This window comes from Paenibacillus sp. 2KB_22 (assembly GCF_052115745.1).
GTDB lineage: Bacteria > Bacillota > Bacilli > Paenibacillales > Paenibacillaceae > Paenibacillus.
Map to the genome: position 1 here is coordinate 1,947,247 of NZ_JBFRHG010000001.1, position 13,368 is coordinate 1,960,614.

Genomic DNA, 13,368 nt, shown 5'->3' on the forward strand with positions numbered 1-13,368 from the left:
GACAGAACAACCTTCCAATCGCTGTTATTGTGTAAATGAATAGTTCAATAAAATAAGGTGATCCGTTTTCCCATTGAGGAAATTAGATCACCTTTATTTTTAATCTATATAATCTTAAATGTCGCTGTTATCGTGTACATGTTTCGTTCAGCTTACAGATCAAAACATCTTCGTCAGAGCTTCCTGTTATGCGTCTGCAAAAAGAGCATCATATGCGGGACAAGGCCGCTTTTTCAAAAATTCTGTTAACGCCGGCGGCTGCTGGGTATAAATATCCTTCAACGACGTTCCGTTATAGATGTTGCCAATCACGACAGGATGGCATAACTCACAGATGAGAATATCCCCGTTGCCGTGCAAGTGCAGCTGTTTCGTGCCATCTACACAATTAGAGAAATATACACCCGGTTGTTCACGCAAATTCAACTGTTCAGCGAACCGGTCCATACAGGTGAAATAGAGCGTTGTATCTGGCTTTCTATGTTCAATCAGCTCCGTTACAGATCGAATGAGGGACTCTTTGGATACAATCTGGCTCCAGTCGGTATGCGGCATCTTAATGCTGTTCTGGATCTCATGGATGCGCACACCCAGATCATACACCTTATCGCTAATGTCCTGCATGTTCGCTTGGTTCCCTTCAAACAGTAACGTTTCCAGCACCGTCTCCAGACCGGCTTCCGTACACAATCGGATATTCTGCTCCAGTCTCTCATACATGCGAGGATGCACACGGTAGTACGCAGCATACGACTCCGCATCTGTATAATTGAACGAGATATGAATGTTGGACAAGCCTGCATCACGCAACGCGAGAATCCGTTCTTCTGTCAGCAGACTGGCATTACTGTTCAATTGTGTATCGATGCCATGTGCCGCACAGTACGCCACGATCTCCAGGCAATCCTGGTATTTCAAAGTAACTTCTCCCCCGGACAATCGCACTCGCTTAAGACGAGGAAGCTCACTAATAATACGGATGACTTCCTGACTATCGATGCACGCTCCATCGTCCCGATTGTAGGCGCAGCAGTAGTCGCATTTATAATTGCAGTTCGATGTCACTCCCACCTCAAGCCCTTCCAGCTCATATAAGCCGGGGGTCTCCAGTTCGAGTGATTTATATTTGTTTTTGGCTATCAATTCGTTGTACCTCCTGGTTCCTTCATTCTTCCAATTTATATTAACTTGAAGATTATAGCGAAAGGCATCAGGTTCACGATATGACATTATGTACGTTGGTTGCTGGAACACCCAAAATAAAACCCATTACCTCAATGTTCGGGAATGGGCCAAAGCTTGGTATATGATTATTGAATTAGACAATATAAAATACGATACCTTGACCTTTTGATGCAGCAATACGGTAGAACTTCTGAATCTCCGTCAGGTGTGATATGAGGTATTCCCAGAAGCCCTCATCATCTGCCCCTTCAAAAAGCGGATAGATTTGCTCTTCCACAAACCGTTCGCTCGAATATTTGGCTCGAAGTTGTTCCGTGGTCAGAGTGTCCAGATAGGACACTGCCTCCTGTACCTGATCATTCTTCAGATAAAACGTACTGAAATCTGATCGTTTCAGAGATTGGTCATTCAACAACGGCAGAACATAACCCTCTGGCGGTGTGCCATTGTAATCGGTATCACATAAAAGAAAGTGAATACCTTCCCATGATCGGTCGATATCTAATAAGTCATATTCGCTCCGGTCTATGTCTTTGAATAGAAGGGTTCCTTCGATTAATTGCGAGATCACTTCCTGAGGCAAAGCCAGATACTGTCCAATCAAGCTCATTTTGTTTCCTCCTTTAAGAGTTAAACTGAGGTTTATAGGCCTACTCATAGTCTGCCATTATGAAGAAGGCAAACGTCCTTTTTGATCAAAATAATGTTCTTTATTTAATACGAGTATAGAAATCTTCTTTTACAATTGCATACATCTTCAGATCCTGAAGCTCATTTTTTACCTTCATGTATTTCCTCAGCACACCTTCAAATTGCATGCCGGCCTTTTCCATGACTTTCGCGGAGCCCGTGTTCTTCACTAAACATTGAGCCTGGATTCGTTCCAATCCCACTTCGTCAAATCCAAATTGAATGATTCGTTTCACCACTTCGGTCATGTAGCCTTGATTCCAATACTGATCAGATAATACATATCCCAACTCGACTCTCCTGTTATCGCTATCACAACCCAGATAGTTACAACTCCCAATCAGTTTCTTGGTTTGTTTATCTTCAATGCCCCATGGGCCTATTAAATTCACATCATACCGGCTCATGACAAAATCCAAAAAAGCTTTGGTATCTTCTTTGCTCTGATGCGCGTCCCAAGTGGTGAACTCCGAGACAGCGGGTACAACACAATAACTATACATATCATCCAGATCATCATAGGTAAGCCGCCGGAGTATTGTCCTTTCGGTCTCCAACACCGGAAATGGTTCGAAGAAACTTTCAATCGTTTTCATAGATTCGCCCTCCCTAAGTTTGTTAAGAAAAGAAATACATAACCGTTCGATCTGCGTTGCCTACTCATCATCTGTTATACAATCAAGGCCACAATCTGCGTGTCTTCCACTGCCCATCTTGCATCACATATTGGACTCGCACATGCTTACGCTCTGAATCTCCCTGCCAGAACTCCACCTCTTGTGCATTCACGGCATATAAACGCCATTGAGGTGTAACGACATCGGGGTCACGTTGGATGTGTTCTTTCTGAGCTTCAATGGAGCTATCCAATACTTCCTCACTATCCAATACTTCACTCTGATGCCCTGTCATGGCAACTGCTCGCGCTCCAGCTGAACGTTTGCGGAAATCATCAGCGCCCGCTTGATCTCCCTGATCCTCGGCAATTCCCTTTATCCGAATCTGTCTTCCCAGGGAAGGCCAGTAGAAGGTGAGAGCCACATGGGGGTTCTCCTTCAACTGCTGCCCTTTTCGGCTCTCCGAACTGGAGGCAAAATAGAACGTTTCGTCGATTACGTTTTTCAAAATCAAAACCCGCGCATCAGGATAACCATCGTGATCCACGGTGGAGATCGTCATGGCATGAGGTTCTTTCACTTCGTTCTCAACCGCCAATCTCAACCACTCCAAAAATAGCTTCCCTGGCCGCTCCGGCAACTGCCCCATATCCCACGTTGGAAATGGTCCAGATAAAGACTTCAAATGTTGTAGCAGTTCAATGGGTTGATTACTCATGTCATCGCCTCCATCTTCTATTTTTACCATTGTAATACATTGGGGCCTATGAATCTCTACATCCTGATTAAGTCGACTGATCAGCTCTGGATCTAATAAACAACTACTCTAGATGACTTAATGCATTTGCACTGCTAAGTTTCCAACCACGCCTTCCCTTTTCAACGGTATGTACACTGGTGTTGCCCATGGGATAAAAGCTGGACTGATTGCTCCATTCCCGATGCTCAAGCAGATAATAAAGGATGTTAATCACTCCGCCGTGAGTAATTAACAGAACATTGGACTTGAGCGTATTCTCCTCTAGACCTCTGAAAAGATTCTCGAAAGCAGTGCTTATCCGGCTATAAAAGTCTCTTGGACTTTCTCCTCCCGGAAAAGGGGAATGCATCTCAAGGGTGTTGAAATACACTCCTGGATAACGCACTTCCGCATCCTTATGAAGCATACCTGCCAACTCTCCGTTATTCATCTCCCTCCATTCTTCCATGAAGATCGCCTGCATGTTTAATCTCTTCTCAATTTCCCGTGTAGTCTGTACTGCACGAGGCAAATCACTGCTAATAATCGTATGTATGTCATACTCCTCAGCATGAAGATGCAAATACTCTCCCAACCTCTTCGATTGGTTGATCCCCTGTTCCGTGAGTCCACGCTCACTCCATCCGCCTCGATAGCCTTCCTCATCCATCCCATGTCTTACCAGATAAATTTTCAAGCTCTCTCCTCCTTTTCAGATTCCACTGCACAGATTCCTTAACATACATACCTACTTTACGTTTATCGATGCTTTCAATAGAATCAAATAAACCCGACCTCAGATAGCTTCTATCCAAGATCGGGCATTTCCTGCAACCCATTTATCTTACAAAAGTGTTATGAACTCGTTCCGACTTGATAAAGTAAGGAATCCAGATGGCACAAGTGATGACAGATTTCACAATCTCCTGTATTCCATTTCCATCTTCCAATTCCCGCATCATGGGGATTTGAAGCACGAGTATATAATCAACCATATAGAGCACCAGACTCACACTGTAATAGATGATCATTAACCGGGGTAAGATTGCTTTTTTTCTATAAAAAGTTACAACTATATATACGGTGAATAATAAAAAGACCACATTATATATAGCTTCAAAAATAATGACCGGTCCCCAAAGAACGTGGTAGTATTCGGAGTCCTTGGAAACAAATAAGTCCCACATTTCGGGTGTTAATGCTGGTAAAGTGTTTTGCATCAACTGTACTGCGAGCAGAATAATGGTAAGAAATAATCCAATCTGGATGAGAATCAGCCAACCACCCAAGCCCGATACGCCTAGTGGCCGGTAATCTGTTTTTTGCTCTGGAATATGTGGTTCCACTTGGTAACACTTCCTTATACATTTTAGTTTTTCAGAGATAAGTCTTCCACGTAATCGTACTCATGCAAATCAAATCTACAGGTACTTCTTTCCCCTTACTACACGTGCGTTGTATGTATTCTCACACCCTTCTTATAGCTACCTCTCCATCCTCCTCTTATATAGAATTTTACACAACTTCCTTATTGTACTACGTGTGTCAAGGACAAACCCTCTATTTCAAAAACACCGTACTTATACACCGTGAAAGCCAAAGAAGACCTTCGCTATACTTCCGCCATGTTCAGTTTAGTACGTGCACGTCATAATCCTCTTATACAGATGCAGATGGTGACTCAGCATTTGACTACAAAGGAGGATATGGATATGTCCAATCCCAAAGTAAACCTTTTGCCTTTTGCCGATATTTCAAATTATGTCGAAGGCTTCGATATCGTTTCCACCCAGTGGGGCGGGGATGGCCTTGTCTATGTGCTGTTGATGAATCAGATCCCCGAAAGAAAACGAGGTATGTTCGTCCAAAGTAAATTGAATCAAAGCTATACGTACAAAGTGCTTATTGTGACTGATCAAACTATCGAGGAAGTTGTCATTTGGGGACAAACGTTCAATTATCATTACGTACAACCATTACTAGATCACCTGCTGCTCGTCGGAGCACGGTGTGCGAATTATGGGAATGAACAGGTTGATCTGAACGCCAAAGTGTGTGATTTAGACGGAAATACAATTCGCGAGTTTTTGTTGGGAGACGGTATTCAGAGTGTACAGGTCACCGAAAAGGGAACGATCTGGACTAGTTACTTCGATGAAGGGGTATTTGGTAACTACGGATGGAGCGATCCGATTGGATCATGTGGTCTGCTGGCCTGGGATGAGCACGGGAATAAGCTATATGAAAATCGGGAAGCTGACATTGCGGATTGTTACGCACTCAATGTGGTGAATGAGAAGCAGGTCTGGTTCTACTTCTATACCGATTTTGAACTCGGTTGTATCTCAGGGGGCACCCGTGAACCCAACGTTACATTCATGAATCCAAACATCTCCGGTTCCTCCGGCTTCAGTACGGATGGTTATCATTTTTTGTTCGATGCCGGGTACGGTAAACATGGGACGTTTGTGCTTAAGAAGATGGAGAAGCCCGGAAGATTCAGCAAGGGGCAGAAGATTGATTTATTAAATGAAGATGGTCAGCCCTTCAAGCAGGCAAGGCAGGATTTTCGCCAACATCGTCTGCTACTCAGTGAAGGTAACTTGTTGTATCGGGTAACGATGGAGGAGATTATTATTTCAGCTCCTGGTTTGGATTAGCAGAGTATTCTGAAGAGGGTTACTTCTTAAACGATAATTCCTCTTCATCCAAAGCATCTCGCAATTTAGGCATTGCAGATGGTCCGATTCCATGGAGTTTCAGGATCTCTTTTTCCGTGTACTCTGCAAGTTGCTGTAGTGTCGCAATGCCTTCATTCTCCAAAGCACGTCTGGCGGGAGCTGACAGCAAGGCTAGAAACCCATCTGTCGGTTTACGTTCAGCTTCGCACGTTGGACAGGTTGGGCAATCACTTTTTTTATAATACGAATGTCCTTGTTCGCATGTTCTGAGTGTTCCTTTATCGTTTGCCATATGGGCATCCCCTCCTGGATTAAGTATTCAACCAGTTCTTCATATCTGAAATCATGTTTTCGTATTGTTTCAAAGCCTCTAAAGTGTAAATGACTTGTGATGTTCCCACTAACTGTTCCTCTATGTCCGTACATTCAATCCACAGTGACCGTTTAAGACTATATTCGAGCCAGTCCAACTTTCCAGCAAAACCATGATCCAGAACCACTTCCCAATTGGCTGTTAGACTCCCCACTCGCTTCTCATAACCAGCTATAAAAGCCAAGAACTTTTCCTTGTTTATACTTCCAGTGCTACCTACTGACCAATACACAGCGGTCTCGACCAGATCATGCATGGGATTAATATAACCTGCCGATTCCCAATCGATAATAATAGGTATGCCTTGTTTCCACATCACATTCTTCGGCTCCAGATCTCTGTGACTAATTACCTTATCGGATGCTAGCATTGAAAATGACTTCTTAGCCTTTGTGCTCCACTCATACAGCTTATTGATATTGGAATCCAAAATATCAATCCATTCTATATTCTCTTTCTTTCCTTTGTTCAGATAAAACATCCAATCTATTGTTTTAGGATTAGTTACCTGTGAACTATCCAATTCTAGTTGTCTAAAATCCGTTTTGTGGATATCTGCAAGGATCGTACCCATCAGAGAACTGTTATTGATCGTGACTTCATCTTGTTCCAAACGTTGACCCTCAATCCAATCAAATATTAGATAGAATTGATTATCAATGTTATGCATAGAAGCGCCCTTTAACCTTTTTGCAGGTTGAGCATGGATATGTTCAGCTGCCACGTTTGCTATTTTTTCTGAATCCATATAATTCTGCACAGCAGAAGGTCTTATCATGATCTGGGGATTCAATGCCTTAACTGCATAATTAGCTTGCGTCGTTTCAATGCTGTACATTCGATGAAGAAGTCCACCTGAGATTGGTTTGGGCGAACTGATCAATTCACCAAGCTGTAATTCGCTACACAGTTTCTCGAAATTCAAATTATATTGAGTATCATTCATATGTCATCCCCTCATTTTGGCTATTTGTCTGGAGCAAAGCTTACAATCCGTACTCAGCAAAAATGGCTGCATATTTCTTTTCAAATATCGTCCAGCGCTTTTCGGCTCCGTATTTGGCATGTAGTTGCTGTAAATATTGCTTGGCTTCTTCCAGATCGCCAGCATGCAGCAGGAAACGGAAGGTTTCTTCGCTTAAATGTAGCGCTGTCTTCGCCATATAATAATGGACTATATCTCTGGCCCCTGTTAGCGAGTGTAGGAATGAAATACCCTCTTCCAAATGTGAAACCAGTTCTTTCGATAAAGCGTCTGGATTGATATCGGGCGTTAAGATATAGTGCGCCGGAGCGGAAGGGACTATTTCCTCGATCCGGCAAGTAAAATGCGATTTTTTCTCCAATACGACCCCGCTCAAAGCAACGGACTGCAACTCCGCGAGCTCGGTGGAATGGATACTACAGTTAATATAAAACTGCACGTGACTACTGCTGTTAACCTTTGATTTTCGAACGTTGAACTTGTATACGAGGCTTCCAGCCGCTTTGGAGAAATTCAGATCTTTCTTGGAATAGCCGTGTTTGGCCAATAAGGGTTTGACGTCTGTGTTGATGATCTTCTTAAACAGTTCCTGCATAAGATATCACTCCCAAGTCAGAGTTTATTGAATACGATGCTATCCCTTTTTGTTCAAAATTCATACTTGTTCTATTTTATAAAAATAAGGGCCACACATGGATTCGTGCGTATACACGTACGTCCATGTAAACGCCCGGTCGAAGATATAGATATCTTGCTCCGAATCAAAATCCGCTGCAATGATCCGATTCGCATTTTCGTATAAAAGTACCCAACCACCACTTTCATACATCACATATACTTCATCTTTCGGCTCGGCATCAAAAGCATCTCGTGCTTCATCATGTGTCAGACATTTCTGTTGTTCATAACTGAACATATGCCACTTGTACTCGCTGTAATGGATAGACTCTTTGACCACATCATCGATATTATGGGCAAACACGCTATCCCATTGCTTTACAATCCCTTCGGATTCCTCGTACAGTTCGGACACGATAACTCTCTTATCCTGCAAGTTCTTCTTGAACATATATTCCTGATGGATACGCTCAATCCCCCAGTATGCCCGGTTCAGTTCCAATTCGGGTAAAGTATCCAGCAGCTCGTTAATTTTATCTCGAATCATCATTACCTCCCTAAGGTATCGGATTTAAAATAAATGGTTCTTGCCTACCTGTTTAGCTTCTTCTCGCAGCATATGAGCCAGTTGGTACATCTCCGCAATATCATATCTGTTCTGTGCCCGAAACCTCCGAATCGCTTCATCAATCTCTACCACTTCAACAGCAACCACCTGCTCGCCATCCTCTGGATTCAGCGGATCAGCAACAAGTTCAACGTCTCCATAACCGATGATTCTTACAAAATGGGGGTGCGGGATATGCGGTCGATACGGTTCTAATGAACTCGATGTGCAATAGAATTGACCAAAAATCTGATAGGAGCGCATTTCTGCCCCAAGTTCCTCCATCAGTTCGCGCTTCAGTCCGTCCATATACGGTTCACCTGCTTCAAGCGTCCCTCCAGGCAGCTCCCAGTCTCCATTATCCAGTTGAAAGACGACACATTGATCCCCGACAAATGGAATGATGCTAATATTGCTCACCAACTTTTCATCCACGATGTCGTTTAATCTGAACTCTGCCTCAACAATACCCCAATGAATCGAAGTAGTCAGTGCCGGGAATTGTTCTGCATTCAAGCTGCTCATCCGCACCGTTCCTCTCTATGTAAAATAAAATCTCTCATTTATATACTTCTCCCAATTATAGATGAAAATGAAGAAAGAAGGCCACCTTCCCCTTGAGGGAATACATGACCTTCTTGTCCTTAACCACATCAGATCGTTCCGTTCCTGACAAACTCACCTAATCATCTAATGCTGTACCAGCTTTCCCTTTTCCAAAAAAAGAACCCGGCTACAGAGCGGCAAAATCCGCTCATCATGCGTAACCATCACTGCACTCTTGCCCTGCTCTTTCACAAGCCGTGCAATCATGCCGACAATATCCAGCCCGCGCTCCGCATCCAGGCTAGCTGTCGGTTCATCTGCGAGCAGGACAGCCGGATCGTTCATCAACGCCCGCGCAATAGCGACCCGCTGACGTTCCCCGCCAGACAGCTTCTCCGCATACGCCTTCCGCCGATGGGTCAGCCCTACGGTATCCAGCAGCTCATCCACTCGCTTCTCCGCCTTGTTTTTATCCGTTCCGGCGAGCTTCGCAACCACCATCAGTTGTTCTTCTACTTTCAGGTAAGGAATGAGGTTGGCACTTTGAAATATAAAACCAAGCTGCTGAAGCCGTACATCGGATATATCTTGTTTGCTTTTGCCCATAATAGAGGCCCCATCCAGCAGAACCTGTCCTTCCGTTGGTTCAAGAAGTGCGCCAGCAATGGACAGGAATGTACTTTTGCCAGAGCCGGAAGGTCCCATCACAGCTACAAGTTCCCCTTCGGTCACCTCAAGGTCGAGCCTATCCAGAATCGTTCGTTTGCTGCCACCATCTTCAAAGGTCTGGGTAATTCCCTGTAATACCAATCGATTTCTCATGCTGCAGTCCTCCCAATCGCATCAAGCGCATCAATTTTGGTAACCTTCCACACCGAGAATAACGAACCCGCCACAGACATCAGGATGAACAATACACAGGTCAGTGCGAGGGTGGATAAACCTAACTGAAACGGCATTGATGCCGGCAGAATGGACTCAAACAGTCGAACCAACAGTACGCTAATGACCAGACTACCAACCGATAGAATGAATACTTGTAAAGAAACACTACCCGCCAGATATCCATTCCGTGTTCCGATCGCTTTCAATATGCCGAACTGACTTGTTTTCTGAATCGTGATGACATAGAAGAATACCGCAAGTACAAACGCTGAGATGACATATAGAAAAGCGATCATCATGAGCAACGATCCCTGCTCTTCCTTATATCCAGGAATGGCCGATACGGCATCCGACTTCGTGATGACTTCCGTATCAGGCATTGCAGCACTTAGTTCGTCTACCTGCTCACCCGCGTCCTTTACCGCAATGGCATTGTATATTGGAGCATTGGCATTGGTGTCGGCCGAACCTTGTGTAGTCCGTGTCCCTCCTTGAAGCGTAAGCCATTCTTCTTCATTCAGGAACACGACCGGAGAGTGACTGAAAGACTCATTTTGTACAAATCCGCCAACGGTCCACTTCATCCCCGAAGCTTGATCGACCAGGACGGTGCCAATCGTCACACCAGATTCAGCTAACTTATGATCCACCACAACCTGCCCGTTGGTCTGATCCGTAATCGGAGTTCCTTCGGTAACCGCTGGAGCAAGCCAGCCTTCCGGATTCACCATGAACAACGTGACATCGATCTTTTTCGTGTCGCCCATTGGACTGACGGTTGTCATTTTCACACCGAGCGGCTCAGCGTTCTCTTGCCCCACCACGGAGCGAGCTTGATTAAGCTGATCCTGATCCACTTGTGACCGGGTAAACCGATGATTCGAATCCTGTTCCAGCACAAAGTGGGTTGCTGCCATATTTTTGACCGAAGCTGCGTTATCATACGCCAGCCCCTGTGCAAGACCTGTAACAAACAGTACCAGAAATGAAACCAGCACCATGATTGTAGCAATTAAGGCATACCGCCCTTTGGCATACCTCATTTCCCGAATAGCCAAGTACATGTTCTGTGACCTCCCTCTTGATAACCCAAGTATAAGAGGCGAAAATGAACGGCAAATGAATAACAGATTACATCTGCGGAAGTGTCACGGTAAAGACCGTACCCGCTGGCGAACTGGCAACCTCAATTGTACCGTCATGGATTCGAATAATTTTCTGCACAATGGCAAGTCCAAGCCCGGTTCGGCCGGAAGAACGTTCCCGCGCACGGTCCACCCGATAGAATCGATCGAACAGGAACGGCAGATGCTCCGCAGCAATCCCGTCCCCTGTATCCTTAATCTGAATCACACACTGGTTATCTATCTGCTCGGCAAGAATCTCGATGCTTCTTCCCTGTGGCAGATGATTCACCGCATTACCCAGCAGATTCATCCAGACTTGCATGAGCAGCACTTCATTGCCAATCAGCTGAATGGATTCGGGCACCGAAATCCGAAGTAGCAGTTCTTTTTCTTCCAGTTGCCATTGCAGCACCTGAACCGCTTGCCGGAATTGATCTCGCAGAGAGAACTTTACTTTGGACAGATCTTCGTTGCCTTGTTCGAGGGAGGACAGGAGCAGCAGTTGTTTACTGAGTAGGGAGAGATGACGGCTCTCCTCCTCAATGATCGATGCATAGTGCTCCCGCTCCTGTTCAGGCAGATCCCGATCCGCCACCAACTGGGCAAAACCCTGAATGGAGGTCAGCGGGGATTGAATCTCATGGGATACGTTGGATACAAACTGCTGCCGAGCCTGATCGACCCTCTCCAATTCACGACTCATGGTCATGAAATGCTGAGCCAGTTGACCAATCTCATCACGCCTTGCGGTAGGCAATTTCAGATTATATTTTCCTTGTGCAATGCGCTTGGTCGCCTCGGACAGACGTTCAATCGGATTGACCAGATATCGGGTACTGATCAGAAAGATCAGAATACTAATGCCTATGGTAAATGCGCCAATCAGTGCAAAAAAGATACGCAGCTCACCGAACTGCAGGATTACATCCGGGCGCATAAAGAGAGCGTAATTCGCATTGCCTAGCTGTAGATGAACACCCACGGTATTGCTTAATTGATTATCGAAGAAACCGGTAATGAACGGTTTACTTGGAAACTGGGCGACGCCATGGTACACCTCACCATTAAGTACCAGATCTACAGCTCGCTTGTCCAGGTCCTTCTCACGGAATTCGCGGCCGTAAAATTGGTCGTTGCCTTTTCCATCCGTCACATAGATTTCGTATCCAAGATCGGCGGCATTGTTCAAATACTGCTCCATTGTGTCCGGTTGTTGCTCAACAAATTGCTTCATTTGCGTTGCAATGCCCACCAGCTTCTCATCATTGAAGTCCTTGAGCTTCGCATGATAGTAGATATTCGACAAAAGGAAACCAAGCATGCCGCTGACCACAATCACCGCCACCGTAATGAGGAATACCCGGACGTACAAGGTCCTCAAGGTGTTTTCACCTCCATCTTGTAACCAATGCCCCGCACCGTTTGGATCACAAAATCGTCCGTATATTCGGCAAACCGATCACGGAGTCGCTTAATATGTACATCAACGGTACGGTCATCTCCTTCGTAATCTGCTCCCCAGACAAGTCGAATGAGTTCATCCCGAGAGAACAAACGCCCCGGAAACTGGGCAAGCTGTGAGAGTAATTCAAATTCCTTCATTGGTAAAAATAGAATGGATTGCCCGTCCGTAACCTCCACATTGTTCCGGTCGATCACGATCCGGTTCATACGGATGATATCACTGGACGTGCGATGGTACCGACGAAATAACGCCTTTACCCGGTAGACTAATTCTTCCGGTTCAAACGGCTTGGTCACATATTCATCCGTTCCTTTCAGATAACCGTCTCGCTTGTCAGATAGCTGATCTCGTGCCGTCAGCAACATAATCGGAATGTCGTAATGCTGCCGAATGAAATCACATAACTCCAATCCGTCCATGCCTGGCATCATGACATCGAGAATCGCCAGATCGATTGGCGTTTCTTGCATCAGTTTCACCGCTTCTACACCATCCTGCGCTTCATGTACCCGATAGCCTTCCTTGGTCATGACATGCCGCAAGAGTGCTCTAATATTCGCATCATCGTCTGCCAGCAGCAGATGTTTCATATCGTTGTCCGCCCTTCTATGTAGCGAGAACATCTCACTATGATCCTGCACAGATGGTAGCACAAAAGCAATCTCATTCGCCAGCACGTGCACGGAGATACCTTGGTATGTTTACATTTCCTTAAATCTGGTTGACACTACTATGAGGCGCAACTATAATAAAACCATAACATATGAACAAACGCTCATATATTCATTTGAAGGTGGTTAATCCTTGTTAAGGATCATTTATAGTCACACTAGAAATCATTTTACATAAG

Annotated in this window: 16 protein-coding genes; 1 reads left to right on the forward strand and 15 read right to left on the reverse strand. The window is 45.0% G+C overall.

Features of this window, described 5'->3' with window-relative positions; genetic code table 11:
* Positions 1-186 precede the first annotated feature (186 nt).
* From AB4111_RS08505 to AB4111_RS08530, 6 genes are all read right to left on the reverse strand, one after another.
* Positions 187-1,143 (reverse strand): radical SAM protein, encoded by a 957-nt coding sequence (locus AB4111_RS08505; RefSeq protein WP_442031169.1) that lies wholly within the window; start codon positions 1,141-1,143, stop codon positions 187-189.
* A 175-nt stretch (positions 1,144-1,318) separates the two neighbouring features.
* Positions 1,319-1,795, reverse strand: coding sequence for a YfbM family protein (locus tag AB4111_RS08510; RefSeq protein ID WP_442031170.1), 477 nt, complete (start codon positions 1,793-1,795; stop codon positions 1,319-1,321).
* Positions 1,796-1,895: 100 nt separating this feature from the next.
* Positions 1,896-2,471, reverse strand: a complete 576-nt coding sequence (locus AB4111_RS08515) for a GNAT family N-acetyltransferase (protein WP_442031171.1) — start codon at positions 2,469-2,471, stop codon at positions 1,896-1,898.
* Between the two features lie 82 nt (positions 2,472-2,553).
* Positions 2,554-3,210, reverse strand: a complete 657-nt coding sequence (locus AB4111_RS08520; RefSeq protein WP_442031172.1) for a pyridoxine/pyridoxamine 5'-phosphate oxidase — start codon at positions 3,208-3,210, stop codon at positions 2,554-2,556.
* 103 nt (positions 3,211-3,313) lie between these two features.
* Positions 3,314-3,928: a histidine phosphatase family protein gene (locus AB4111_RS08525; protein WP_442031173.1), complete on the reverse strand. Its 615-nt coding sequence runs from the start codon at positions 3,926-3,928 to the stop codon at positions 3,314-3,316.
* A gap of 142 nt (positions 3,929-4,070) precedes the next feature.
* Positions 4,071-4,577, reverse strand: a complete 507-nt coding sequence (locus AB4111_RS08530) for a DUF2569 domain-containing protein (protein WP_442031174.1) — start codon at positions 4,575-4,577, stop codon at positions 4,071-4,073.
* Positions 4,578-4,943: 366 nt separating this feature from the next.
* Here AB4111_RS08530 and AB4111_RS08535 point away from each other — a divergent pair, with 366 nt between their 5' ends.
* Complete coding sequence (locus AB4111_RS08535; RefSeq protein WP_442031175.1) at positions 4,944-5,891, forward strand: hypothetical protein; 948 nt, start codon at positions 4,944-4,946, stop codon at positions 5,889-5,891.
* 19 nt (positions 5,892-5,910) lie between these two features.
* On the opposite strand, the gene AB4111_RS08540 is transcribed toward AB4111_RS08535, so the two are convergent.
* The 9 genes from AB4111_RS08540 to AB4111_RS08580 form a co-directional block, all read right to left on the reverse strand.
* Positions 5,911-6,204 (reverse strand): RNA polymerase alpha subunit C-terminal domain-containing protein, encoded by a 294-nt coding sequence (locus tag AB4111_RS08540; RefSeq protein WP_442031176.1) that lies wholly within the window; start codon positions 6,202-6,204, stop codon positions 5,911-5,913.
* Positions 6,205-6,223: 19 nt separating this feature from the next.
* Complete coding sequence (locus tag AB4111_RS08545) at positions 6,224-7,231, reverse strand: phosphotransferase (protein ID WP_442031177.1); 1,008 nt, start codon at positions 7,229-7,231, stop codon at positions 6,224-6,226.
* 40 nt (positions 7,232-7,271) lie between these two features.
* A complete protein-coding gene (locus AB4111_RS08550; RefSeq protein WP_442031178.1) occupies positions 7,272-7,865 on the reverse strand; it encodes a DUF4304 domain-containing protein in 594 nt (197 codons plus the stop codon).
* 60 nt (positions 7,866-7,925) lie between these two features.
* Positions 7,926-8,438 (reverse strand): DUF4275 family protein, encoded by a 513-nt coding sequence (locus AB4111_RS08555; RefSeq protein WP_442031179.1) that lies wholly within the window; start codon positions 8,436-8,438, stop codon positions 7,926-7,928.
* Between the two features lie 21 nt (positions 8,439-8,459).
* Positions 8,460-9,020 (reverse strand): NUDIX domain-containing protein, encoded by a 561-nt coding sequence (locus tag AB4111_RS08560; protein ID WP_442031180.1) that lies wholly within the window; start codon positions 9,018-9,020, stop codon positions 8,460-8,462.
* Positions 9,021-9,185: 165 nt separating this feature from the next.
* Positions 9,186-9,863 (reverse strand): ABC transporter ATP-binding protein, encoded by a 678-nt coding sequence (locus AB4111_RS08565; RefSeq protein ID WP_442031181.1) that lies wholly within the window; start codon positions 9,861-9,863, stop codon positions 9,186-9,188.
* Positions 9,860-10,990, reverse strand: a complete 1,131-nt coding sequence (locus tag AB4111_RS08570) for an ABC transporter permease (RefSeq protein ID WP_442031182.1) — start codon at positions 10,988-10,990, stop codon at positions 9,860-9,862. The genes AB4111_RS08565 and AB4111_RS08570 overlap by 4 nt, the downstream gene beginning before the upstream one ends.
* A 67-nt stretch (positions 10,991-11,057) precedes the next feature.
* A complete protein-coding gene (locus AB4111_RS08575; RefSeq protein ID WP_442031183.1) occupies positions 11,058-12,434 on the reverse strand; it encodes an ATP-binding protein in 1,377 nt (458 codons plus the stop codon).
* Positions 12,431-13,108 carry a response regulator transcription factor gene (locus AB4111_RS08580; RefSeq protein ID WP_442031184.1) on the reverse strand — a complete coding sequence of 226 codons (678 nt, stop codon included), beginning with the start codon at positions 13,106-13,108 and terminating at the stop codon, positions 12,431-12,433. Before AB4111_RS08580 ends, AB4111_RS08575 begins: the two co-directional genes overlap by 4 nt.
* Positions 13,109-13,368 lie beyond the last annotated feature (260 nt).

Coding starts and splice junctions, on each gene's coding strand:
- AB4111_RS08510 (WP_442031170.1), bottom strand. CDS start 1,795: ATGAGCTTGATTGGACAGTATCTGGCTTTGCCTCAGGAAGTGATCTCG.
- AB4111_RS08515 (WP_442031171.1), bottom strand. CDS start 2,471: ATGAAAACGATTGAAAGTTTCTTCGAACCATTTCCGGTGTTGGAGACC.
- AB4111_RS08520 (WP_442031172.1), bottom strand. CDS start 3,210: ATGAGTAATCAACCCATTGAACTGCTACAACATTTGAAGTCTTTATCT.
- AB4111_RS08535 (WP_442031175.1), top strand. CDS start 4,944: ATGTCCAATCCCAAAGTAAACCTTTTGCCTTTTGCCGATATTTCAAAT.
- AB4111_RS08540 (WP_442031176.1), bottom strand. CDS start 6,204: ATGGCAAACGATAAAGGAACACTCAGAACATGCGAACAAGGACATTCG.
- AB4111_RS08545 (WP_442031177.1), bottom strand. CDS start 7,231: ATGAATGATACTCAATATAATTTGAATTTCGAGAAACTGTGTAGCGAA.
- AB4111_RS08550 (WP_442031178.1), bottom strand. CDS start 7,865: ATGCAGGAACTGTTTAAGAAGATCATCAACACAGACGTCAAACCCTTA.
- AB4111_RS08555 (WP_442031179.1), bottom strand. CDS start 8,438: ATGATGATTCGAGATAAAATTAACGAGCTGCTGGATACTTTACCCGAA.
- AB4111_RS08560 (WP_442031180.1), bottom strand. CDS start 9,020: ATGAGCAGCTTGAATGCAGAACAATTCCCGGCACTGACTACTTCGATT.
- AB4111_RS08565 (WP_442031181.1), bottom strand. CDS start 9,863: ATGAGAAATCGATTGGTATTACAGGGAATTACCCAGACCTTTGAAGAT.
- AB4111_RS08570 (WP_442031182.1), bottom strand. CDS start 10,990: ATGTACTTGGCTATTCGGGAAATGAGGTATGCCAAAGGGCGGTATGCC.
- AB4111_RS08580 (WP_442031184.1), bottom strand. CDS start 13,108: ATGAAACATCTGCTGCTGGCAGACGATGATGCGAATATTAGAGCACTC.